Here is a 21,661-nt window from a genome sequence, read left to right on the forward strand (position 1 = left end):
CGTCAGATGACGTTGAGCGCGGCCGCGCAGCCCACTCCGCCGAGCAGCATGAACACCGGCATCAGCACCTTCAGCTCGACCCAGCTGCCCGCCCGGAACCGCATCGCCTTCGGCGGGCCCAGCGGGTACCAGCGCTTGCGGCCCACGGGGATCGGCCACAGGATCGGGCAGCCGGAGACGGTCAGCGCGTCCCCGATGTCGTGCACCAGCGCACCCAGCACAACGGGCAGCCCCAGCCACAGGTACTGCTGACCGGGCTCGGTGAACAGCCAGTGGGAACCGTTGCCCGGCTTGTCCAGGACGCCCGCGAGGATCCACGCGCTGGTCGCGGCCAGCAGCCAGACCAGGACGTCGCTGCTGGATCCCCGGGCCGCCCGCCACAGCAGGCCCTCGATCGCCAGCACCATGTGTGCGAACAGGATCGCCAGCACCGCCCAGCGGCCCCCGGTGATCGCCGCCACGGAACAGCCGCCGCCGATCAGGACCGCCCACAGCCAGGTGTGCGTCAGCGTGCGGTGACCGCCGGAGCGCCGCGGGTCGCCCTGCTTCCTGGTCGCCTTGTAGACGGCGTACGACAGCTTGTCCACGATCTCGCACAGCCAGCGCGACAGCGGCCCGAAGGCGCGTGAGATGGTGGCCGCCTTGTGGTCAAGGTCCGGGGCGAGCGCGGCACCGGCGCAGATCAGCGCACCGACCAGGACAACCGGCCAGGGCATCGGGTGCCCGGCCGCGGCGGCGGCCGCTCCGACGCCGAGCCAGGCGGCGGCCCCCGACAGTGAGTGTGCTGGTCCCATCATGGCCGTTGCCCGCCCTATTCCTCGTGTGCCGCTGTCCAGTTGACCGGGTGCGTCGACGCTCCGTCGGCGACACAGCGTAGCGGCCATGATCTTCTTGCCCGCAGCCGATTCCCCCATTGGCCGGGGGGCCAGGCAAGATGGGGGCGTGACCCTCATCGATCAGCTGCCGCCGACCGCCGACCCCGACGCCCTCTACGAAGCCTTCGAGTCGTGGGCCCAGGAGCGCGGTCTCACGCTCTACCCCCACCAGGAGGAGGCGCTGATCGAGGTGGTCTCCGGTGCGAACGTGATCGTGTCGACGCCCACCGGCTCCGGCAAGTCCATGATCGCCGCGGGCGCCCACTTCGCCGCGCTGGCCCGGGACGAGGTCACCTTCTACACGGCGCCGATCAAGGCGCTGGTGTCGGAGAAGTTCTTCGAGCTGTGCAAGCTCTTCGGCACCGAGAACGTCGGCATGCTCACCGGCGACGCCTCTGTGAACGCCGACGCGCCCGTCATCTGCTGCACCGCCGAGGTGCTCGCCTCCATCGCGCTACGCGACGGCAGGAACGCGGACGTCGGCCAGGTGGTCATGGACGAGTTCCACTTCTACGCGGAGGGCGACCGCGGCTGGGCCTGGCAGATCCCGCTGCTCGAACTGCCCCAAGCACAGTTCGTCCTGATGTCGGCCACGCTCGGCGACGTCTCCTTCTTCGAGAAGGACCTCACCCGCCGCACCAACCGGCCCACTTCGGTGGTCCGCTCGGCGACCCGCCCGGTCCCCCTCTCCTACGAGTACAAGTTCACCCCGCTCACCGAGACGCTCACCGACCTGCTGGCGACGAGGCAGGCGCCGGTGTACATCGTGCACTTCACCCAGGCGCAGGCCGTGGAACGGGCGCAGGCGCTGATGAGCATCAACATGTGCTCGCGCGAGGAGAAGGACCAGATCGCCGAGCTGATCGGCAACTTCCGCTTCACCACGAAGTTCGGCCGCAACCTCTCCCGGTACGTCCGGCACGGCATCGGCGTCCATCACGCCGGCATGCTGCCCAAGTACCGGCGTCTGGTGGAGAAGCTGGCGCAGGCCGGTCTGCTGAAGGTCATCTGCGGCACGGACACCCTGGGCGTCGGCGTCAACGTGCCCATCCGCACGGTGCTGTTCACGGCCCTGACCAAGTACGACGGCAGCCGGGTGCGCACCCTGCGCGCCCGTGAGTTCCACCAGATCGCGGGCCGGGCCGGCCGGGCCGGCTTCGACACGGCGGGGCTTGTGGTCGCGCAGGCGCCCGAGCACGTCATCGAGAACGAGAAGGCGCTCGCCAAGGCGGGCGACGACCCGAAGAAGCGCCGCAAGGTGGTGCGCAAGAAGGCGCCCGAGGGCTTCGTCGGGTGGACGGAGAACACCTTCGAGAAGCTGATCGGCTCCGAGCCGGAGCCGCTGACGTCCCGGTTCCGGGTCACGCACACGATGCTGCTGTCGGTGATCGCCCGGCCCGGCAACGCCTTCCAGGCGATGCGCCATCTGCTGGAGGACAACCACGAGCCGCGCAAGCAGCAGCTCAGGCACATCCGGCGGGCGATCGCCATCTACCGCTCGCTGCTGGACGGCGGCATCGTCGAGAAGCTGGACGAGCCGGACGCCACGGGCCGTATCGTCCGCCTCACGGTCGATCTCCAGCAGGACTTCGCGCTCAACCAGCCGCTGTCCACCTTCGCGCTCGCCTCGTTCGAGTTGCTGGACCCGGAGTCGCCGTCCTACGCGCTGGACATGGTGTCGGTCGTGGAGTCCACCCTGGACGATCCGCGGCAGATCCTCGTCGCCCAGCAGAACAAGGCGCGCGGCGAGGCCGTGGCCGCGATGAAGGCGGACGGCGTCGAGTACGAGGAGCGCATGGAGCGCCTCCAGGACGTCACCTACCCCAAGCCGCTGGAGGAGCTGCTCTTCCACGCCTACAACACCTACCGCAAGAGCCACCCCTGGGTCGGCGACCACCCGCTGTCGCCAAAGTCGGTCGTCCGCGACATGTACGAACGGGCGATGTCCTTCACGGAGCTGGTGTCCTTCTACGAGCTGGCCCGCACCGAGGGCATCGTGCTGCGCTACCTCGCCAGCGCCTACAAGACCCTGGACCACACGATTCCGGACGACCTGAAGTCGGAGGACCTGCAGGACCTGATCGAGTGGCTCGGCGAGATGGTCCGCCAGGTCGACTCCAGCCTGCTGGACGAGTGGGAGCAGCTGGCCAACCCGGAGGAGATGACCGCCGAGGAGGCCCAGGAGAAGGCCGACGAGGTCAAGCCGGTCACCACCAACGCGCGTGCCTTCCGGGTGCTGGTCCGCAACGCGATGTTCCGCCGTGTGGAGCTCGCCGCCCTCGACCAGGTCGACGAACTGGGCGAGCTGGACGCGGAGTCCGGCTGGGACGCGCAGGCCTGGGGCGAGGCGATGGACAAGTACTGGGACGAGTACGACGACCTCGGCACCGGTCCCGACGCCCGCGGCCCCAAGCTGCTGGTGATCCAGGAGGAGCCGCAGAACGGGCTCTGGCGCGTCCGCCAGATCTTCGACGACCCCAATGACGACCACGACTGGGGCATCAGCGCGGAGGTCGACCTCACGGCGTCCGACGCGGAGGGCCGCGCGGTCGTACGCGTCACCGACGTCGGCCAGCTGTGAGCACAGGAGCATCCCACCCATGACGAATCCCGCCGAGAGGCTCGTCGACCTGCTCGACCTGGAGCAGATCGAGGTCAACATCTTCCGTGGCCTGAGCCCGCAGGAGTCCCTCCAGCGGGTCTTCGGCGGCCAGGTGGCGGGCCAGGCCCTGGTCGCCGCCGGGCGCACCACGGACGGCGACCGCCCGGTGCACTCCCTGCACGCGTACTTCCTGCGCCCGGGACGCCCGGGCGTGCCGATCGTGTACCAGGTCGAACGGGTGCGGGACGGGCGGTCGTTCACGACCCGCCGGGTCACCGCCGTGCAGCAGGGCCGCACGATCTTCAATCTGACCGCCTCCTTTCACAAGCCAGAGGAAGGACCTTTCGAGCACCAGCTGCCGCCGGCCCGCGAGGTGCCGGACCCGGAATCCCTGCCGACGGTCACGGAGGAGATCCGCAAGCACCTGGGCGCACTGCCCGAACAGCTGGAGCGGATGGCGCGCCGCCAGCCCTTCGACATCCGTTACGTGGACCGGCTGCGCTGGAACGCCGATGACATCGAGGGCGCCGAGCCGCGCAGCGCGGTGTGGATGCGCGCGGTCGGCCCGCTGGGCGACGACCCGCTGGTGCACACCTGCGCGCTCACCTACGCCAGCGACATGACGCTCCTGGACGCGGTCCGCATTCCGGTCGAACCGCTGTGGGGCCCGCGGAACTTCGACATGGCCTCGCTGGACCACGCGATGTGGTTCCACCGGCCGTTCCGCGCGGACGAGTGGTTCCTGTACGACCAGGAGTCCCCGATCGCGACGGGCGGCCGTGGGCTGGCTCGCGGGCGGATCTACGACCTGCGGGGGCGGCTGCTCGTGTCGGTCGTCCAGGAGGGGTTGTTCAGAGCTCTGTAGTCACCGCTCGGCGCGCTGCTCAGTGCTCTGCGGGCCGGGGGCTTCTGCGGCGCAGCCAGCCCAGCAGTCCGCGTGACGGCCGGGGCTCGGGCGCCGGGTCCGGTGCGGGCGGGGCCGGCCGCGAAGCGCGCCGGACAGGGCGCGGTGCGGGACGCGGGGCGGGCCGGTGGGCGCGTGCTTCCTCGACGGCCCGTGCCAGGTCGCCGCGGAGCAGGCCGATCTCGTCCGGGTCGTCCGCCGTCATGATCCGCTCGGCGAGCTCGGCGGCGGGCGAACCCGGGGCGCCGTGAGCGGGCGGCCCCGGCCGGAACCGGTTCAGATGGGCACGTTCATAGGGGTCCTTCACGACGTCCGCGATGTGCGCGGGTTCGAGGAAGGCGGCCATCGCTCCCGCGCGTTCCCATGGATCGCCGGCCTGCCGCAGCAGGAATTCGAGGTGACGTCGGCGCCAGGTGCGGGCCCGCAGATCCATGCCCTGCTTCAGCCGGTCGCGCAGCGCCGCGGGGGTCCGGCCGGTCAGCAGGGAGGAGTTGTGCTCCTCCGTCGCGAACTGCCGCACTTCCTCGGCCAGGTAGAGCCAGACGACGGCTCGGTACCGGTTCAGATGAAACTTCACCGGCACCACCAGGCCGAGGCGTGCGAGGCGGATGAACCTGGCGGCCGGCACCCGCATGAGGGCCGCGCCCTCCGCGGCGCCCACGGCCCTGACACTGTCCCGCAGCGATTCCGGGAATCCGTCCTGCGCGCGCAGGCGCTCGATCTCGGCGCGGTCGACGCGGCGGCCACCGCCGCCTCCCTCGTCGGGCAGGGTCCGGATCCGTCCGAGGTGTACGGCGAGGTCGAACTCGCCGCGCCTGAGCCCCAGTTCGCGAGCGGCTCGGCTCGGTGCGCAGGTCAGTCGACGTGGTGCCGTGATGGTGTCGCCCGACATGGTCGTCTCCCCCGTGGAGTCGGTGGCTCACGCCGTCCGCGTTCGCCGTGAAAAAACCGTAGCCGGTTCGGCGCATCTCGTGGCGAGCCTGTGGATAACTCCACGCGGAGGATGAATGACCAGGTCAGAGGTCTTCTTTCGGTGCGCGTTCGGGCTGTCGGGCGTCCACGCCGAGATGTTCGCCGACCCGGTTGACGAGCAGCGTCATCTCATAGGCGATCTGGCCGATGTCGGCCTCCGCGCCGCTGAGCACGCACAGACAGCTGCCGCTGCCGGCGGCGGTGACGAACAGCACGGCGTCGTCGTACTCGATCATCGTCTGGCGCACCCTGCCCGCGCCGAAGTGACGTCCCGAACCCTTGGCCAGGCTGTGCAGTCCGGACGCGACGGCGGCGAGGTGCTCCGCGTCCTCGCGGCGAAGTCCGGTGCTCGCCCCCGTCACCAGACCGTCGTTGGAAAGGACCAGCGCGTGCCGTACGTGTTCCACGCGTCCGGTCAGGTCGTCCAGGAGCCAGCCGAGTCCCTGGTTCTGCGCCATGTTCCGTCTCCCCGTGTGACGTCTCCCCCTGGCCGGAGGATCTCCCCGCCAGCCTTCCCCACGACCGCCCTCCGGGCAAGGAGGATGGGGGCATGGCAGAGAAGATGACCGATGAGGAATGGCGGGCGTTCGTCTCGGCGGGCACTCGCACCGGCAAACTGTCCACGGTGCGGGCCGACGGCAGCCCGCATGTGGCGCCGATCTGGTTCGTGCTGGACGGCGACGAACTGGTCTTCAACACCGGCAAGGAGACCGTGAAGGGGCGCAATCTGACCCGTGACGGGCGGGTCGCACTGTGCGTGGACGACGACCGGCCACCCTTCCACTTCGTGGTGATCAACGGCCGCGCCCGGGTGTCCGAGGATCTCGCCGACGTCCGGCACTGGGCGACCAGGATCGCCGCGCGGTACATGGGTGAGGAGCGCGCCGAGGAGTTCGGTGCCCGTAACGGCGTTCCGGGTGAACTCGTGGTCCGGGTCGCCGTCGAGAAGGTGGTGGCGCTGAAGGACCTGGCCGACTGAGGACCGCCGTCGGCCGGTCAGCCCACCGAGTCGAGCAGCCGGGCGGTGTGCATCCGCCCGGCGTACTCGACGAGACGGATGAGCACTTCCTTCCCCGAGTCCCGGTCGCGGGCGTCGCAGAGGACCACGGGCGTTCCCTGGTCCAGGTCGAGGGCGCGTGAGACGTCGTGGGCGCCGTAGGCGCGTGCGCCGGTGAAGCAGTTGACGGCCACGACGAACGGGATGTGCCGGTGCTCGAAGTAGTCCACCGCCGGGAAGCAGTCCTCCAGCCGCCGGGTGTCGGCGAGGACCACGGCTCCGAGGGCGCCCTGGGACAGCTCGTCCCACAGGAACCAGAAACGGTCCTGGCCGGGGGTGCCGAAGAGGTACAGGGACAGACCGGAACGGATGGTGATGCGTCCGAAGTCCATGGCCACGGTGGTGGTGACCTTCTGGTCCACACCGTCGGTGTCGTCGACCAACTGCCCGGCCTCGCTCAGCAGTTCCTCGGTGCGCAGCGGACGGATCTCGCTGACCGCGCCGACCAGGGTGGTCTTGCCCACGCCGAATCCGCCGGCGACCAGAATCTTCAGCGCCAGGGCGGATGTCTCGGCGTCCGCGGTGTCCGCGGTGTCGGAGTGCTCGGAGACCATGATCACTTCTCTCGGGAGTGCGGGTTGCGGTCGACGGTGGGGCGTGGGTCAGGTGGGTGGTGAACGGTCATCTACAGCGCCCGCAATCCCGCGATGACCTCGCGCAGGATCCGTTCGTCGGGCAGCTGGGCCGGCGGCACCGGGCGGCTGATCGTGACCTGGCCCAGTTCCAGCAGGTCGCCGAGGAGCACCCTGACCACTCCCACGGGAAGGTCCGCGCCGGCGGCGAGTTCGGCGACCGACTGGGTTTCCGTACGGCACAGGTCGACCAGCGCCCGGTGCTCGGGGCCGAGGGCGGAGTCGCCGTCCGCGGCGGGGCCGCCGGGGTCGAGCGTGACGAGCGCGATCAGGTCGAAGCGCACTCCGGTGGGACCGGGTCTGGTGCGACCTCCGGTCATGGCGTACGGGCGGACCAGGGGCCCGGCCTCGCCGTCGTACCACTGGCTGCCCCGCTCCCACGGGGCGCCTCTGGGGTCCTCGGTCATGGGTGCCGGCCGCCCTCTCGCCTCATCCGGCGGCGGGTGGCCGCGCGGCCACCCGGGGGGCCGCGTAGAGGTGCTCGCCGACGCGCTTGACCAGCCGTGCCATCTCGTAGGCGACCAGCCCGATGTCGGCGGTGACGGCGGTGAGCAGGGCGAGGCAGGAGCCGTCTCCGGCGGCGGCCACGAAGAGGAAGGCGTCGTCCATCTCCACCATGGTCTGGCGGACGCCCCCCACTCCGAAGTGCCGTCCGGTGCCCTTGGCGAGGCTGTGGAAGCCGGAGGCCACGGCGGCGAGGTGCTCGGCGTCCGCGCGCTCCAGGTCGGTCGAGGCGCCGACGGCCAGGCCGTCGTTGGACAGCACCACGGCGTGCCGTATGTCGCTCACGCGTGTCACCAGGTCGTCCAGCAGCCAGTCGAGTTCGCCGGACCGCTGGGCGGCCCTCATGCCCGGGTTCTGGATCATGCGGGGTCTCCTTCACTGCTGTCGCTGCCCGCTTCGGGGCCGGTGGTGGCACCGCGGCCGGGTTGCCTGCCGCCGCCGCGGGCCCAGCCGTCGCGGTAGGCCGCCATGCGGTCCCGCACCAGCTCGGGGGTGCGCCCGTCGTCGCCGCGCGCGTCCGGTGCCGAGGACGGCTCCTCGGGGCGGTGTTCGCGCAGTTGGGGCGCCAGACTCGCCTGCCGTACCCGGCGTGGGAGGTCGCCGGTGCCCTCGGGTTCGTCGGGTGGGCGGTGCAACCGCAAGGTGGTGACTCCCGGGGGTGGGGTTTCGGTCACGGGTTTTACCGACGGCCGGCCGGTGGCCGCTAGGGCGGGCCGGTCGGCGGACGCGGCCACGGCCTCCTGGGGTGAGCGGGCGCCGGGCACGCGCGCGTGAGCGCGGTGTTCGGCCCGCTCCGCGTCCGCCGCCGAGCGGGTGGCGGGTTCCGCCGGGCCGCTGTGCAGCAGGGCTGTGGGCAGCAGGACCACGGCGGTGGTGCCGCCGTAGGGCGAGGTGCGCAGGTGCACTTTGATGCTGTGGCGTGCGGCGAGCCTGCTGACCACGAAGAGGCCGAGGCGGTCGCTGTCGAACAGGTCGAGCGCCTCGGACTGCTCGATGCGCCGGTTGGCCTCGGTGAGGGTGTCCGCGCCCATGCCCAGGCCGCGGTCCTCGATCTCCAGGGCGTAGCCGTTGCCGACGGGTTCGCCGGTGACGCGCACGCGCGTGTGGGGCGGTGAGAACTGGGCGGCGTTCTCGACGAGTTCGGCGAGCAGATGGGTGAGGTCGGCGACGGCGGCGCCGACGACGGACGCCTCGGGGAGCTGCCGTACCTCCACGCGCGCGTAGTCCTCGACCTCGGAGACGGCCGCGCGGACGACGTTGGTCAGCGAGACGGGCATCCGCCAGGCCCGGCCGGGTGCCGCGCCGGAGAGGATGATCAGGCTCTCCGCGTGGCGTCGCATGCGGGTGGTGAGGTGGTCGAGGCGGAAGAGGTCGCCGAGTTCGTTGGGGTCCTCGGAGCGGCGTTCCATGCTGTCCAGCAGACTCAGCTGGCGGTGGACCAGGATCTGGCTGCGGCGGGCGAGGTTGACGAAGACCCCGGAGATGCCGTTGGCGAGTTCGGCGCGCTCCACGGCGGCGCGCAGGGCGGCCCGGTGCACCGTGCCGAGGGCCTCGGCGACCTGGCCGGTCTCGTCCTCCGCGGGGGGTCCCGGGGGTGCCTCGGCCCGGACGTCGATCTCCTCCCCGGCGCGCAGTCTCCCCATCGCCTCGGGAAGCTTGCGGCGGGCGATCTCCAGGGCGCTGTTGCGCAGGCTGACCAGTTCGACCACGAGGGCGCGTCCGATGCGCACGGAGATGACGAGCGAGGCGGCGACGGCGGCGAGGCCGAAGAGGACGGCGGCGCCCGCGGGGGTGAGCAGACCGCGGGTGTACGGGTCGGACCGGCCTGCGACGGCGCTCGCCGCGTCCGTCCCGATGGCCCGCATTCCGTCCCGCACGCGCGCGTGGGCCGCGTCCCAGGTGGCCGCCGGGGCCGCGGCGACCGCGCGGGGGCCCGGGGCGGCGGCGAGGACCTTGTCCTCGAGGGTGCCCACGGTCGTGTAGGCGCCGCTCGCGGCGAGCTTCTGCCAGGCGGTGCGCCGGCCGCCGGGCAGGTCGGCGACGGCGGACTCGGTGAGTGTGCGGCGCGTGTCGACCGCGCCGGTGAACAGCCTCAGCCGCTCGCCCGAGAGGCCGCCCGCCAGGCGCGCGCTGACAAGCACCGCGTCCTCCCGCGCCAGTGCCTCCCGCGCGCGGGAGAACTCGAGCACCACGCGCGCGTCGGAGCCCAGATCGGCCTGCTGGATGCCGGTGAGGGCGCCGTCCACGCCGAAGGCGGTGGCGATGGTCCGCGTGTACTGCCCGTACGCCTCGTCCCAGCCGGCGCGGCGGTCGAGCACCGCCGTGCGCAGCGTGCGCAGGTGCTCGGCCCCGGTGACGAAGGCCTCCAGGCGCTGTGCGACACCGGAGGGCAGTTCCTCGCTGTCGGCGACGGTGTGGTCGTCGCCCAGCCGCAGCCTGCCCACGGCCCGGTCGGTGCGGGCGGCGAGGGCCCGGAGGTCGCCGCTGTGGCCGGCGGCCGGGTCGGTCGCGTAGCGCACGGCTGCCGTGCGCTCGGTCTGCAGGGCGGTGACGGCCTGGGCGAGCGGGGCGCGCAGCCGGGCGTCCACACGCTGCGACTGACGCAGCCGGGACACGTCCTGGGCGGTGCTGACGGTGGCGTAGCCCCACAGCGCGAGCAGGGAGACGACGGGCACCATCAGCAGGCAGACGACCTTGGCCCGCACGGTCCGGGGCCGGATCCGGCGGCGTCCCGCGCGCGTGGGCGCGCCGTCGGGAACCGGGCCGGCCGGGTCGCCGGCATCTTCGTCGGCGGGTGGTCCGGCATGTGCGCGACGGCCGCGCACGGGCGGCGCGGACGAGGTCTTCGCGCCTGCTGTGGGGGTCCTACGGGGTGTACGCATGGCCTCCTCGCTCGGGAGTGGGTCAGGGCACGCGGTGCCGGGCGGGGCGCCGGTCAGTGGGCCGGGCTGCGCACCGGACGCTGCGCGGAGGCGGATGCCTCGCGCTCCCCCGCCGTCGGCGAGAGCGCGACGAAGGCCGAGGTGATGAACAGGTAGGACCCGAGGCCGACGGCGAGGGGGAAGATGAACTGCATCGCCGTGGCCCCGGGCAGGACCTCGCCGGAGGGAGTGACGTGCACGCGGACCGCGAACATGGCGGTGTAGTGCATGCTGCTGACGGCCGCTCCCATGACGAGGGAGGCGAGGGTGACCGCGATGGGCGACTTGATGTTGAGCCCGGCCCACAGGGCCGCGGTCGCGGCGACCACGGCGATCAGGATGGAAACCCCGACCAGCAGCGGGTCGTAGGTCACGTCGCCGTGCAGCCGCACCGCCGCCATGCCCAGGTAGTGCATGCTCGCCACGCCCAGTCCGGTGGTGAGGCCGCCGAGGAAGAGCGCGCGGGTGCGGTCGCGGCTGTAGCCGACGGCGAAGACGCCGGCGCAGACGACGACCATGGCGACCAGGAGACTGAGGATGGTCAGCGGAACGTCGTAGCGGATGTCGGTGCCGCCGACGCTGAAGCCGAGCATGGCCACGAAGTGCATGGTCCAGATGCCGGTGCCGATCGCGGAGGCCGCGGTGACGAGCCAGTTGCGGCGAGCGCGGCCGGTGGTGCCGAGCGCGCGTACGGTGCAGCGCAGCCCCAGTGCGGCGCCGATGCAGGCCATCACGTATGACAGCGCGGGCGTCAGCCAGCCCAGGGAGGCGTGGTCCAGGTGTCCCATGGCCCCGGGACGCTAGCCCTGGCAGGGGCGTACAAAGGGAGCGCATTTCGAAAGGTGTTGGAATCTGGCGCAGACGTGCGCCGGAACGATCGCGTCACGCTCGAACATGCGCGCCGGGCGTCATCCACGCCGGTGAGGGATCATGCGCAGCATGAGCGATGACCACACACACGTCCAGGAGTTCTTCACGGCTCGGGCGGCCGACTGGGACGGCAAGTTCCCCGACGACGGACCGGCCTTCGCGGCGGCCGTCGCCGAGCTCGGACTGCGCGCCGGGGACCGCGTGCTCGACGCCGGCTGCGGTACGGGACGCGCTCTGCCGCCGCTGCGCGCGGCCGTGGGGCCGTCCGGCCTCGTGGTCGGGATCGACCTGACCCCGGCGATGCTGGAGGCCGCCGTACGGGCGGGGCGGCACCGGGACGGGCGGCTGCTGCTCGCCGACGTCGCCGCGCTGCCGCTGCGGTCCCGGTCGCTCGACGCCGTGTTCGCCGCGGGGCTGATCGCGCACCTGCCCCACCCGGCGGAGAACCTGCGGGAGCTGGCCCGCGTGGTGCGTCCCGGCGGCGCCCTCGCCCTGTTCCACCCGGTCGGCCGGGCCGCGCTGGCCGCGCGCCAGGGCCGTCGGATCACCCCGGACGACCTGCGCGCGGAGGCCAACCTCGGCCCGCTGCTGGCCGCTTCGGGGTGGCGCATGACGTCGTATGTCGACGAGGACGCCCGCTTCCTGGCGCTGGCGGTCCGGGCCTCCTCGTAGGACCCGGGTAGCTCCGGGGGATGCGTACGCGTCGCTTCGCCGCACCGTCCCCCTTCTGTCGCCGATGGTCCAACTCCAGGTTGAATGGCAACAGATCGACGCTCAGCAGGCGAAGCGGCACAGGGGGAAGGTGATCCGTATGTGGGGCAGGATCCGCGAGAGAATAGCCAGGCTGTCCGTCTCCGCGCCGGCGGAGAAGAGCGGAGGCAAGGACAAGCGCACGCACAATTTGTTCGAAGCCGCGGCCGTCTATGTGTCGTCCTCCGCGGAGGACGACCAGGACCGGGCCGACGAGGCGGCGGCCTGGGTGTCGCCGGAGGCGCTGTCGTTCGGGGTGAGCGAGCTGGCGTGCCGGGCCGTCATCGCGCTGGCCCGGGAACGCGACGAGTCGCCCCAGAAGGTGGCTCGCGACCTACTGGGGCTGCCGGTGGTCTGAGCGGCGTCCGGTGAGCGGCTTTTCGCCCTGTCCAGGCGGAAAGCCGCAGCTCCGCGTGGAGCGGGAGTCGTGACAACCGCCTTCCGCTCGCACTAGGGTGCGCGCCGTTGGACGAACCACTGGGGAGGCTGGGATGGCAGAGACGGACGAGGAGGCCGTCGCCGCCGCGGACGATGCGCTGTACGTGCTCACCGCGGTGCTGCTGACGCCTGCGCAGTTTCCGAGCGTGCTGGGCGACGACTATCCGGAGGCATGCGCGGCGCTCGACCTCGCGCCCCGTGCCGACGGCTACGGCCTGGTGCTCGGCCAGGACGGCGACGGCGCGCGCTGGACGGTCGTGATCGACGACGTCTCGCTGGTCGCCGTCGCGATCGCGTCCTGGGACTGCGGCATGGAGTACGAGTTGTCGCCCGACGAGCGCACGGTCGTCGCCGCCCTGCCGGGCTGGCCCCTCGCACTCGCCGTGGCCGCTCCGGGCGTGCCCGCGCCGCACGACCCGGGCGCCGAGATCGCGGACCGCCCCCCGCTGGCGCCGCCGGACACCACCTCCTGGGGACCGGCTCAGCGCCGTCTGGGCGCCGACGAGATCGCGTCGCAGTGGGCCATGTGGCGGGGACAGATCGACGACGCGGACTTCCCGGCCCCGGACGGCTCGGCCGAGCGGGAGAGCGACGGGGCGCAGGCGCCGAAGGGCCACCGCGGCATCCGGCGCGCCCTGGCCGAGGCCCAGGCGTATGTGGACGCTCCGCCGCCCCTCGGCCGGATCCGCTCGACGTTCGCTCCGGGGGACGCCCGTACGCTGCGCGCCGACGGCCCCGGCTGGTCGATGGTGGCCCGCACCGACGACATGGCGTTCCTGCTGCTCGACGAGGAGCCCGGCGAGGTGCTGCCGGTGGGCCGGGGCCCGGAGCTGCCCGGCCTGCTGGAGGCGCTCGACAAGCTGGCCGTACGGCCCAGCTGACCCCGCCCGGGCCGCCGCGCTCCGCCCGCGCGGCGGCCGGGGTCACCCGCTCCCGTCCGGGTCGACCAGGAGGGCGCCCATGGCGGTGTCCGGGTCCTCGTGGGCCCGCAGCGCCTCCAGCTCGGCCCGCCACGGCTGCGCCCAGTCCGTTCTGGCGCCGCCGGCCCGCACCAAGGTCAGGGCGAGCAGCCCGGACATGGCCGTCGCACGTGCCCGCAGGCCGCGCGCGGCGGCGAGCAGGGCCGCGCGCACGGCGGGGCGGTCGTAGTCCACGGGCACATAGTCGCTGGCCGTCGGGACGCGTCCCGGACCGGCCTCGCACAGCCGCGCCAGCCGCTCCCACCGGTGCTGTTCGTGGCGTCCGTGGCGTACGTCCTCCAGAGCGGCCTCCCAGCTGAGGCTCGCGGCATCGGCGCACAGCCCGGCGGCCTCCAGCGTGTCGGCCAGGCTGTCCAGGAGGTGCAGCGCCTTGCCGCCCCCGATGCCCGGCCGCATGGCCCGCGCCCACTCGTGCAGACGCCGCAACGCCTCCACGCGCACCCCGGGCTCGTCGGCGCGGGCGCGTTCCGCCATGGCCCGCAGGGCGGTGTGGGCGGCGGCTTCGGCGACCGGCCCCGGCGGGAACCACACCAGTTGCCGTGCCGCCGCCTCCCACACCCGGTGGGGGCGGTCCGGGTCCGCCATCGCCGCGCCGAGCGCTCCGAGGGCGTCGGTGGCCTCGGGCGTCAGCAGACCTCCCAGCGCCTGACAGGCGGCCACCGCGGTGTCCTCGCCGCCCTGCTCAAGGAGCCGCACCAGGAAGGCCCGGTACGGCACGCTCTTGGCGTCGGGGACCGGCCGCACGCGCGCGTGCACGACGGCGTCCCGTACGGCGGGTTCGTCCGCCGCCGCGCGCAGCCGGTCCGCCACGCCCGGGCGGTCGATCTCGGGCAGCAGTGCGCGGGCCAGTACGGCCCGGACGTCCGGATGCTGTCCCGGGGCGTCCCAGGCCGCGAGGAGGGCATCGAAGGCGCCGTCCAGGGTGCCGAGCGCGCGGACGGCCTCCTTGCGGGTGCCCACGGGTGCGTCGGTGGCCGCGGCCACGGGCGCCAGCAGGGCCACGGCGTCGTGGTCGGGCACCCGCTCCAGGAGCCGCCGCAGCGCGGCCAGCGCGGCCCGTCCCCGCACCCCGCCGGTCGCCGCGTGCCGCAGCAGGGTGTCGCGCAGCCCGGTGCGGGCGGCTTCCGGCGTCCGGTCGGTGATCTCCCCCAGCGCGGCCAGGGCCGCCGCGGCCACGGGCTGCGGGGCCTCCCGCGCGAGTGCCGTCAGCCGCTCGGCATCCCTCAGCAGCGCCGCCGCGTCGGCCCGGGTCCGCAGGGGGGCGGTTTCGTCGGCGGCCACGCGCGCGTGGTGCTCGGACCACGCCTCCCGCTGGCCGGGCAGCCACCGGCCCATCGGCCCGGGGTGCACCTTCGGTGCCCAGGGCGCCGGGCGGGGCCGTACCCGCCCGGTGAAGCGTTCTCGTGCGGCGGTCAGGACGGCGTCCAGGAGGTCCGTGCGCCGGGCGGCGACGGTCCGCAGGACGACCGGGACGGTCGCGAAGGTGGCGTCCAGGGCCACGAGTTCGGCGCAGCGCCTCTCCCGCAGGCGCGGCGGCCGGACCCAGACCTCCGCCGCGCGGGCCGCGAGTTCAGGGTCGTCACAGGTGAGCGCCACCTGTCGGGTTTCGGCATCGAGTGTGGGCAGGGCGGTCAGCCGGTGGGCGAGGAGTTCGGCGAGCACCGTGGTCACGTCGGGCCGGTTCCGCGCCAGCCCGTAGGTGGCCGCCCAGATGGCCCGGGCCGCCTCCTCGTCCACGCTCAGGGCGGTCACCGTGCGGGTCCCCGTAGCCGCCAGGACCACCTGGCCGAGCAGTCCGGCCGTGTACACGGTGCGGTCGCGCCGGCCGGCCCGTGCGGCGTGTTCGACGACGCGGCGCAGCAGCCGCTCGGCGGCTGCCAGGCAGGCCCGTGTCGTGTCACGCGACTGGACGGTGGTGAGCACGGCGTCGCGCAGGACGCGTTCGGGCAGGGCGGCCAGCAGCCGTGGTGCGGCACCGGCGAGTTGCTCCAGCGTCGCGCGGCGCACCTCCTCCTGGTCGTGCCAGGCCCGTTCGCAGTCGGCCGCGATCCGGGCGAACTGCACGGGGTCGCCGTCGAGTTCCGCGCAGGCCAGCAGCGCGGGCCAGGCAAGGGCCCGGTGGTGGGACCGGTGGTTCGCCGCGAGTTCGCGCAGCAGCGGTTCGGCGTCCGCCAGCGGCAGGGCCGCGGCCAGCCGGGCCTGTCTCCAGGGGCTCGCGTGCTTGTCCAGCCTGGCTTCGATCATCTCCGCGCGGTCGGACGGGGTGAGGGCGGCGAACATGCTGAGGGGGGCGCTCCACGGTCGTCTGCCGCCCGCGAACCGGCGTTCGGCGACGCGGCGCCGGTCGGCCGGCGGCAGGAGCACCAGCAGCCCGTCGGGGGTCACCTCGCGCCGTTCCGGGCCGCGTCGGCGACCGACGGTCGCGGGGCACTGCTCCGCCAGGAACGCGAGGTCGTCGGCGGGCAGTTCGCGCAGCGCCCGTCGCACGGACGGTGGCAGCGGCCCCGCGGGTACGGAGTGGTCCGGCCGGCGGCCGTCCGCTTCGGGTTCCGCCGCGCGCAGCACGGCGACCGCTTCGGCGGGACGGCGAAGCGCCGAGAGGATCCCGTGCGGGGTGAGCAGGCTCGGTGCCCGTTCGAGAAGCAGAAGGGCCGCGTGGGGGTCGCGTCGGGCGGCGACCGATGCGACGGCGCGGTACCGGCTCATGAAGCGGTGCGACTCCTGCCGCGGGCGGGCCTCGAACCGGGCCGCCAGGTGTTCGGCCACGGCGCGTGGCGCGGTGCGCGCCAGGGAGTTGAGGACGCCGTGGGGCGGGTCGACGCGGTCCAGCCAGTCCCGCGCGGTCTCGGCGGAGCACGCGGGCAGCAGCGCCGCCGCTTCCCCTGCCCCGTGCCGTTCGCGCACCCGGGGCAGCAGCCGGGCGGCGAGTGCGTGTCGGCGGCTCAGCCTGAGCAACCGGAAGGTGTCGTGCCGGGTGGCCCTGACGTCGCTCAGGGCGAGGCGTTCCAGGGCTGGTTCGGGGACCGGCAGCCGGATCGCGGCGGCCCGGGCCCGGCTTCCGAGCAGGGGATCCGTGAGGGCGGCGGCCACCTGGTCCACGTCGCGCCGTACGACGGCGAGGAACAGGGCGGTGTGCCGTTCGTCGGGATCGCCGGTGTCGAGGGCGTGGTGGAGGGTTCGGTAGGCGTGCGGGGTGAGAGTGCGGGCGTAGCGCGCCAGGGCACTCGTCCGTTCCGGGAACGGCAGGGGGTCGAAGTGGGCCCTCAGCCAGGCGGGCGTCAGCGGCGCCTGCGGGGTGAGGGACTCTGGGGACGGCGTCTGCGACGCCTCGTTACCGGCCATCAGCGCTCACCGTGGAGCCGCTGGGCCTCCTTTCCATACGTCATGGCCGTCATGATGGTGCGCTGATGATCAGTGCCGCAAGCGAATTACACGCGGCGCGCCCCGCCGCCCCCGGACCGGGCCGTGGGCGGGCCCGGGCGGGGCACAGCACCTCAGCGGCCGAGTTCCTTGCGCGTGACCCGGCGCATCCTGCGCCGCTGCGAGGGATCCAGCGCGAGGTACGCGGCGGCCGGCACTCCCAGGATGATCAGGAACGAGACCCACCAGGGCAGCCATATCAACAGGATGAGCCCGACCGCCACACCCCCTGCGGCGATCTTCGCGTTCTTCGACATGAGCGTCGCCTCCTTCGCGGCCAGTGCCGCTCTCTGATCTGAAAACGGGCCCGAGCGTCCGGCGGTTCCGGACCTCGCCCCTGAGACATCCCTGAGACGTGACCCTTACGCGCCCCTGAGAGCCGGCGCCTCCGGCCGTTGCCTCGTATCGCACTGCCGCCGAAGTGGCTCAGGTCACAGCGTAACCATTCCGGTCCCACCGTCGAGTGCTGTACCCTCGGCGACTCCGACCGAAGTAGTCAAATTTGAGGAGTACGGCAGAGTCGTGCAGCGGATCACCCCGGCACCACCCTCTCAGATGTCCGAACTGGCCCGCTGCCGCGCCGTGTTCTTGCCGGCCGACCCGGCTCGCACCGGCGACGTCGCCTTCTGGCGGTCCGACGGCGGCGCCCCTCCGGCCGTCGCGTCGGGCTCCGCCAGGGACCTGGCCGTCGTCCTGCCCGGCCCGCACGGGGTCGAGCACGTGCGTGTGCGCGCGGTCCTGCTGCCGGTGCGGGCGGCCCTGCCGTTGCTCACGCGCGCGCGTGCCGCCGCGCAGGCACACCGGGCGACCGCGTTCTGGGGCACGGCCGCCGTGTTCGCGCTGCACTTCCTGGCACGCGGCCTCCTGCTGCCCGGCCTGTCGCCGGGGGATCACGACGCCTGGCGGGCGGGCCCGCTGTCCGCACGGGACGCGGAACTCGTCCGCGAACTGGCCGCCGCGATGCCGCCCGAGGCCCGCGCCGTACCGGTGGCCGGCGTCGAGCCGCCGCGTCTGCCGGACCCGGAGCGGCTGCTGCGCGCCTTCCTGGACGCGGTCGCGGACGCCCTCCCCCGCTCCCCCGCCGCACCTCTGGTGACGGGTGGCCCGGCGTACGCGGCACCGGAATCGTCGCGGCTGCCCCAGGCGCGGGCCTGGGCCGACGACGTCGCCGCGGGCCATGACGCGGGCGTACGGCTCTCGCTGCGCCTGGAGGTGCCCGGCCTCGGCGGCGCCGCGCCGGACGAGGTGCCGCAGCGGTTCCGGGCCGTGCTCCAGGTGCACGGCGTGAGCGACCCCGCGCTCGTCGCGGACGCCGCCGAGATGTGGGCCGGGTCCGGTCCCGTCGGCGGGGCGTTCGGCCCGCGCGCGAGGACGGACGCCCTGCTGGCGCTGCGCCGCGCGGTCCGCGCCTGGCCGCCCATGACGCCGCTGCTCGCCGCGGGCGTGCCGGACGCCGTCGAACTCGCCGACGACGAGGTCACCGAGCTCCTGGGCGAGGGCGCCCGGGCACTCGCCTCGGCGGGCGTCGACGTGCACTGGCCCAGGGAGCTCTCGCGCGAACTGGCCACCCACGCCGCCGTCGGCCCGCGGGACGGCGACACGGGACGCGGCGGCGACACCGCGCGGATGCCGTCGTTCCTCTCGGCCGACGTCCCGCTGAGCTTCAGCTGGTGGTTCGCGCTGGACGGGCAGGAGCTCTCCCGGGAGGAGCTGGACCTCCTCGCGGAGGCCAAGCGCCCCTTGGTGAGGCTGCGCGACCGGTGGGTCCTGATCGACCCTCGGGAGGCACGCGAGGCGCGGGGGCGCCAGGACCGCGAGGTCACACCGGTCGAGGCGCTCGGCGCCGCGCTCACCGGCTCTACGGAGGTCGACGGCCGGCGCGTCGAGGTACGGCCCACCGGATGGCTTGCCCAGCTGCGGGAGCGGCTCGCGGAGCCGGAGGCGCAGGAGCCGGTGGAACCGCCGGCCGCCCTCGCCGCCACGCTGCGGGACTACCAGATGCGCGGGCTCGGCTGGCTGGCCAGGATGACCTCCCTGGGACTGGGCTGCTGCCTGGCCGACGACATGGGCCTGGGCAAGACGATCACGCTGATCGCGCTGCATCTGCACCGCCAGACGGACCCCTCCGCCGCCGGTCCCACCCTCGTGGTCTGTCCTACGTCCCTCCTCGGCAACTGGCAGCGCGAGATCGAACGCTTCGCACCGGGCACGCCGGTACGCCGTTTCCACGGCTCCCGCCGCGACCTGGCCGGGGTGGCCGACGGCGAGTTCGTGCTCACCACGTACGGCACGATGCGCCTGGACGCCCGGCGGCTGGCCGGGGTGCCCTGGGGCATGGTGGTCGCCGACGAGGCGCAGCACGTCAAGAACCCGTACTCCTCGACGGCACGCGAACTGCGCACCGTCCCCGCACGCGCGCGCGTGGCGCTCACCGGCACCCCCGTGGAGAACAACCTGTCGGAGCTGTGGGCGATCCTGGACTGGACCACCCCGGGTCTGCTGGGCCGGCTCGGCACCTTCCGCTCCCGTTACGCGCAGCCCGCCGAGGGCGGCCAGGATCCCGCCGCCGCACAGCGGCTCGCCCGGCTCGTCCGGCCGTTCCTGCTGCGGCGCCGCAAGTCGGATCCCGGTATCGCGCCCGAACTGCCGCCGAAGACCGAGACCGACCACGCCGTCTCGCTGACCAGCGAGCAGGCCGGTCTGTACGAGGCCGTGGTGCGCGAGACCCTGGCCCGGATCGCGATCGCCGACGACATGTCCCGGCGGGGGCTGATCGTGAAGCTGCTGACGGGGCTCAAACAGATCTGCAACCACCCGGCGCAGTATCTGAAGGAGGACGAGCCGAAAATCGCGGGACGATCGGGAAAGCTGGAACTGCTGGACGAACTGCTCGACACCATCCTGGCCGAGGGCGCGAGCGTCCTGGTCTTCACCCAGTACGTGCGCATGGCCCGCCTCCTGGAACGGCATCTGGCAGCCCGTGGCGTGCCCTCGCGGCTGCTGCACGGCGGGACGCCCGTCGCCGAACGCGAGGCGCTGGTGCGGCGCTTCCAGGACGGTGAGGTGCCCGTCTTCCTGCTGTCGCTGAAGGCCGCCGGCACCGGCCTGAACCTCACCAGGGCCGAGCACGTCGTGCATTTCGACCGCTGGTGGAACCCCGCCGTCGAGGCGCAGGCGACCGACCGCGCGTACCGCATCGGCCAGACCCGGCCCGTACAGGTGCACCGGCTGATCGCCGAGGGAACCATCGAGGACCGCATCGCGGAGCTGCTGAGCCGCAAGCGGAACCTGGCCGAGACCGTGCTCGGCTCCGGCGAGGCGGCACTCACGGAATTGACGGACGCCGAACTGACCGATCTGGTCCAGCTGCGAGGGGAGCCGCGATGAACCGGTACGACGAGGACACCGAGCGTACGTTCGCCGCGCCGCCACCCGCGCACGGGCGTGGCTTCGCGCAGACCTGGTGGGGTCGCGCATGGGTGCGGGCGCTGGAGGACGCGGCGCTGGACACGGCACAGGTGAAGGCGGGGCGCAGGCTCGCGCGCGCGGGAGCGGTCGGCGCCGTGACGGTGCGTCCGGGCCGGGTCACGGCGGTCGTCCGGGATCCCTCGGGCGCGTCGCACCGGGCGGACGTCCTGCTGCCGGAGCTGTCCGAGGAGCAGTGGGCCCGCTTCCTGCGCCTGGCCGTCGAGCGGGCCGGGCATCTCGCGGCGCTGCTCGACCGGGAACTGCCGCCGCATCTGGTCGAGGACGCGGCGGCCGCGGGCATCGACCTCCTGCCGGGCCTCGGCGACCTGGAGCCGGAGTGCGGCTGCGACGCCTGGGACCACTGCGGGCACACGGCGGCGCTGTGCCATCAGGTGGCGCGGCTGCTGGACGAGGACCCCTTCGTACTGTTGCTGTTGCGGGGCCAAGGCAAGCGGGCCTTCCTCGACGAACTGCGGCTGCGCGAGGCCGCGCCCGAGACGCCGCCCGCCGAGCCCGAGGGCGAGGACGCGCTGGAGGCCTGGGCCGCCGGGGACATCCTTCCACCGCTGCCTTCCCTGCCCGGTCTGCCGGAGGCGCCCGGCGTACCGCCCTCCCTGGACACCGAGGCCCCGCCCGTCCCCGGGATCGATCCGGCGGCGCTGGAGTACCTGGCCGCGCGCACCGCCACCGAAGCGCACCGGCTGCTCACGGAAGCGCTCGGGGCCCCACCGGAGCCGCGAGGATCCGCACCAGAGCCACGAGGATCCGCACCGGAGCCGACGGTGGCGCTGGATGCCGTACGGCTTGCCGCCGGTGACCCGCCGGGGGCCGTCGCGGACCGGCTCGCCGAGGGGTCGGGGCGTGGCAGGGAGGGGCTGGCCACGGCCGTGCGGGCGTGGCGTCAGGGGGGTGCGGCCGGACTGGCCGTGCTCGACGAGACGTGGCCGGTGGAGGGCGAGGCGCTCGCACGCGCGCGTGCCGCCCTCGAAGCGGCCTGGGACGAGGACGAACGCCCGGCGCTGCTGTCCTCGGACAACCGGTGGACCGTTGCGGAAGCGGGGCTTCAGTTGCGTCTGGGACGGGACGGCCGCTGGTGGCCCTACCGCGAGGAGCGCGGGCGCTGGATTCCGGTGGGCGGCGGGGTGCGGGATCCGGCGACGGCACTGGCATCGGCGCGGCTCGCCGGTGAGGACCGGCCGGAGGAAGGGAACTGACGCCTCGTCACCGAGCGGCTCCCTCGAGCCGACGAGTGGGCGACGCCCCGCGTT

The 21,661-nt window shown here is 73.5% G+C and carries 18 protein-coding genes; 8 read left to right on the forward strand and 10 right to left on the reverse strand.

All coding sequences use genetic code 11. The features are described from left to right. Nucleotides 1–2: 2 nt before the first annotated feature. A complete protein-coding gene (locus ACZ7L0_RS22900) occupies nt 3–797 on the reverse strand; it encodes a metal-dependent hydrolase (RefSeq protein ID WP_471244365.1) in 795 nt (264 codons plus the stop codon). Nucleotides 798–942: 145 nt separating this feature from the next. On the opposite strand from ACZ7L0_RS22900, the gene ACZ7L0_RS22905 reads away from it, so the two are divergent. Both ACZ7L0_RS22905 and ACZ7L0_RS22910 read left to right on the forward strand, forming a co-directional pair. Beyond that, nucleotides 943–3,456, forward strand: coding sequence for a DEAD/DEAH box helicase (locus tag ACZ7L0_RS22905; RefSeq protein WP_471244366.1), 2,514 nt, complete (start codon nt 943–945; stop codon nt 3,454–3,456). 19 nt (nt 3,457–3,475) lie between these two features. Beyond that, nucleotides 3,476–4,342, forward strand: a complete 867-nt coding sequence (locus ACZ7L0_RS22910) for an acyl-CoA thioesterase (protein ID WP_471244367.1) — start codon at nt 3,476–3,478, stop codon at nt 4,340–4,342. A 19-nt stretch (nt 4,343–4,361) separates the two neighbouring features. Here ACZ7L0_RS22910 and ACZ7L0_RS22915 read toward each other — a convergent pair whose 3' ends face one another. Together ACZ7L0_RS22915 and ACZ7L0_RS22920 are read right to left on the reverse strand one after the other, a co-directional pair. Next, a complete protein-coding gene (locus tag ACZ7L0_RS22915) occupies nt 4,362–5,273 on the reverse strand; it encodes a DUF6397 family protein (RefSeq protein ID WP_471244368.1) in 912 nt (303 codons plus the stop codon). A 124-nt stretch (nt 5,274–5,397) separates the two neighbouring features. Further along, entirely contained in the window at nt 5,398–5,811 is a 414-nt protein-coding gene (locus ACZ7L0_RS22920; RefSeq protein ID WP_471244369.1) for a roadblock/LC7 domain-containing protein, read from the reverse strand. Between the two features lie 92 nt (nt 5,812–5,903). Between ACZ7L0_RS22920 and ACZ7L0_RS22925 the strand changes: the two genes are divergently transcribed. After that, on the forward strand, nt 5,904–6,332 hold the full coding sequence (locus tag ACZ7L0_RS22925; RefSeq protein ID WP_471244370.1) for a PPOX class F420-dependent oxidoreductase: 429 nt from the start codon (nt 5,904–5,906) through the stop codon (nt 6,330–6,332). 17 nt (nt 6,333–6,349) lie between these two features. On the opposite strand, the gene ACZ7L0_RS22930 is transcribed toward ACZ7L0_RS22925, so the two are convergent. The 5 genes from ACZ7L0_RS22930 to ACZ7L0_RS22950 all read right to left on the reverse strand — a co-directional run bounded on the left by ACZ7L0_RS22930 (nt 6,350) and on the right by ACZ7L0_RS22950 (nt 11,255). Then, nucleotides 6,350–6,964, reverse strand: coding sequence for a GTP-binding protein (locus ACZ7L0_RS22930; RefSeq protein WP_471244371.1), 615 nt, complete (start codon nt 6,962–6,964; stop codon nt 6,350–6,352). Between the two features lie 71 nt (nt 6,965–7,035). Further along, nucleotides 7,036–7,449 (reverse strand): DUF742 domain-containing protein, encoded by a 414-nt coding sequence (locus tag ACZ7L0_RS22935; RefSeq protein WP_471244372.1) that lies wholly within the window; start codon nt 7,447–7,449, stop codon nt 7,036–7,038. Nucleotides 7,450–7,471: 22 nt separating this feature from the next. Continuing rightward, nucleotides 7,472–7,909 carry a roadblock/LC7 domain-containing protein gene (locus tag ACZ7L0_RS22940; RefSeq protein WP_471244373.1) on the reverse strand — a complete coding sequence of 146 codons (438 nt, stop codon included), beginning with the start codon at nt 7,907–7,909 and terminating at the stop codon, nt 7,472–7,474. Continuing rightward, nucleotides 7,906–10,428 (reverse strand): sensor histidine kinase, encoded by a 2,523-nt coding sequence (locus ACZ7L0_RS22945; protein WP_471244374.1) that lies wholly within the window; start codon nt 10,426–10,428, stop codon nt 7,906–7,908. Before ACZ7L0_RS22945 ends, ACZ7L0_RS22940 begins: the two co-directional genes overlap by 4 nt. 53 nt (nt 10,429–10,481) lie before the next feature. Beyond that, nucleotides 10,482–11,255 carry an MHYT domain-containing protein gene (locus ACZ7L0_RS22950; RefSeq protein ID WP_471244375.1) on the reverse strand — a complete coding sequence of 258 codons (774 nt, stop codon included), beginning with the start codon at nt 11,253–11,255 and terminating at the stop codon, nt 10,482–10,484. 151 nt (nt 11,256–11,406) lie between these two features. On the opposite strand from ACZ7L0_RS22950, the gene ACZ7L0_RS22955 reads away from it, so the two are divergent. The 3 genes from ACZ7L0_RS22955 to ACZ7L0_RS22965 all read left to right on the forward strand — a co-directional run bounded on the left by ACZ7L0_RS22955 (nt 11,407) and on the right by ACZ7L0_RS22965 (nt 13,406). Next, nucleotides 11,407–12,009, forward strand: a complete 603-nt coding sequence (locus tag ACZ7L0_RS22955; protein ID WP_471244376.1) for a class I SAM-dependent methyltransferase — start codon at nt 11,407–11,409, stop codon at nt 12,007–12,009. Between the two features lie 139 nt (nt 12,010–12,148). Further along, nucleotides 12,149–12,445 carry a hypothetical protein gene (locus ACZ7L0_RS22960; RefSeq protein WP_471244377.1) on the forward strand — a complete coding sequence of 99 codons (297 nt, stop codon included), beginning with the start codon at nt 12,149–12,151 and terminating at the stop codon, nt 12,443–12,445. A gap of 133 nt (nt 12,446–12,578) precedes the next feature. Beyond that, entirely contained in the window at nt 12,579–13,406 is an 828-nt protein-coding gene (locus tag ACZ7L0_RS22965) for a hypothetical protein (RefSeq protein ID WP_471244378.1), read from the forward strand. A 42-nt stretch (nt 13,407–13,448) separates the two neighbouring features. Here the strand turns inward: ACZ7L0_RS22965 and ACZ7L0_RS22970 are convergent, their stop codons facing one another. Next, nucleotides 13,449–16,847 carry a hypothetical protein gene (locus ACZ7L0_RS22970; protein ID WP_471244379.1) on the reverse strand — a complete coding sequence of 1,133 codons (3,399 nt, stop codon included), beginning with the start codon at nt 16,845–16,847 and terminating at the stop codon, nt 13,449–13,451. Nucleotides 16,848–16,999: 152 nt separating this feature from the next. Further along, a complete protein-coding gene (locus tag ACZ7L0_RS22975) occupies nt 17,000–17,182 on the reverse strand; it encodes a hypothetical protein (RefSeq protein WP_471244380.1) in 183 nt (60 codons plus the stop codon). 298 nt (nt 17,183–17,480) lie between these two features. Here ACZ7L0_RS22975 and ACZ7L0_RS22980 point away from each other — a divergent pair, with 298 nt between their 5' ends. Then, a complete protein-coding gene (locus ACZ7L0_RS22980) occupies nt 17,481–20,312 on the forward strand; it encodes an SNF2-related protein (protein ID WP_471244381.1) in 2,832 nt (943 codons plus the stop codon). Continuing rightward, on the forward strand, nt 20,309–21,607 hold the full coding sequence (locus ACZ7L0_RS22985; RefSeq protein ID WP_471244382.1) for an SWF or SNF family helicase: 1,299 nt from the start codon (nt 20,309–20,311) through the stop codon (nt 21,605–21,607). Before ACZ7L0_RS22980 ends, ACZ7L0_RS22985 begins: the two co-directional genes overlap by 4 nt. Nucleotides 21,608–21,661 lie beyond the last annotated feature (54 nt).

It is taken from the genome of Streptomyces sp. NPDC039424, assembly GCF_055639495.1.

What these genes read in the sequence shown, in the direction of transcription:
- ACZ7L0_RS22900 (WP_471244365.1), bottom strand. Translation starts at nt 797, where the DNA reads ATGATGGGACCAGCACACTCACTGTCGGGGGCCGCCGCCTGGCTCGGC.
- ACZ7L0_RS22910 (WP_471244367.1), top strand. Translation starts at nt 3,476, where the DNA reads ATGACGAATCCCGCCGAGAGGCTCGTCGACCTGCTCGACCTGGAGCAG.
- ACZ7L0_RS22915 (WP_471244368.1), bottom strand. Translation starts at nt 5,273, where the DNA reads ATGTCGGGCGACACCATCACGGCACCACGTCGACTGACCTGCGCACCG.
- ACZ7L0_RS22920 (WP_471244369.1), bottom strand. Translation starts at nt 5,811, where the DNA reads ATGGCGCAGAACCAGGGACTCGGCTGGCTCCTGGACGACCTGACCGGA.
- ACZ7L0_RS22925 (WP_471244370.1), top strand. Translation starts at nt 5,904, where the DNA reads ATGGCAGAGAAGATGACCGATGAGGAATGGCGGGCGTTCGTCTCGGCG.
- ACZ7L0_RS22930 (WP_471244371.1), bottom strand. Translation starts at nt 6,964, where the DNA reads ATGGTCTCCGAGCACTCCGACACCGCGGACACCGCGGACGCCGAGACA.
- ACZ7L0_RS22935 (WP_471244372.1), bottom strand. Translation starts at nt 7,449, where the DNA reads ATGACCGAGGACCCCAGAGGCGCCCCGTGGGAGCGGGGCAGCCAGTGG.
- ACZ7L0_RS22940 (WP_471244373.1), bottom strand. Translation starts at nt 7,909, where the DNA reads ATGATCCAGAACCCGGGCATGAGGGCCGCCCAGCGGTCCGGCGAACTC.
- ACZ7L0_RS22945 (WP_471244374.1), bottom strand. Translation starts at nt 10,428, where the DNA reads ATGCGTACACCCCGTAGGACCCCCACAGCAGGCGCGAAGACCTCGTCC.
- ACZ7L0_RS22950 (WP_471244375.1), bottom strand. Translation starts at nt 11,255, where the DNA reads ATGGGACACCTGGACCACGCCTCCCTGGGCTGGCTGACGCCCGCGCTG.
- ACZ7L0_RS22955 (WP_471244376.1), top strand. Translation starts at nt 11,407, where the DNA reads ATGAGCGATGACCACACACACGTCCAGGAGTTCTTCACGGCTCGGGCG.
- ACZ7L0_RS22960 (WP_471244377.1), top strand. Translation starts at nt 12,149, where the DNA reads ATGTGGGGCAGGATCCGCGAGAGAATAGCCAGGCTGTCCGTCTCCGCG.
- ACZ7L0_RS22965 (WP_471244378.1), top strand. Translation starts at nt 12,579, where the DNA reads ATGGCAGAGACGGACGAGGAGGCCGTCGCCGCCGCGGACGATGCGCTG.
- ACZ7L0_RS22970 (WP_471244379.1), bottom strand. Translation starts at nt 16,847, where the DNA reads ATGGCCGGTAACGAGGCGTCGCAGACGCCGTCCCCAGAGTCCCTCACC.
- ACZ7L0_RS22975 (WP_471244380.1), bottom strand. Translation starts at nt 17,182, where the DNA reads ATGTCGAAGAACGCGAAGATCGCCGCAGGGGGTGTGGCGGTCGGGCTC.
- ACZ7L0_RS22980 (WP_471244381.1), top strand. Translation starts at nt 17,481, where the DNA reads ATGTCCGAACTGGCCCGCTGCCGCGCCGTGTTCTTGCCGGCCGACCCG.
- ACZ7L0_RS22985 (WP_471244382.1), top strand. Translation starts at nt 20,309, where the DNA reads ATGAACCGGTACGACGAGGACACCGAGCGTACGTTCGCCGCGCCGCCA.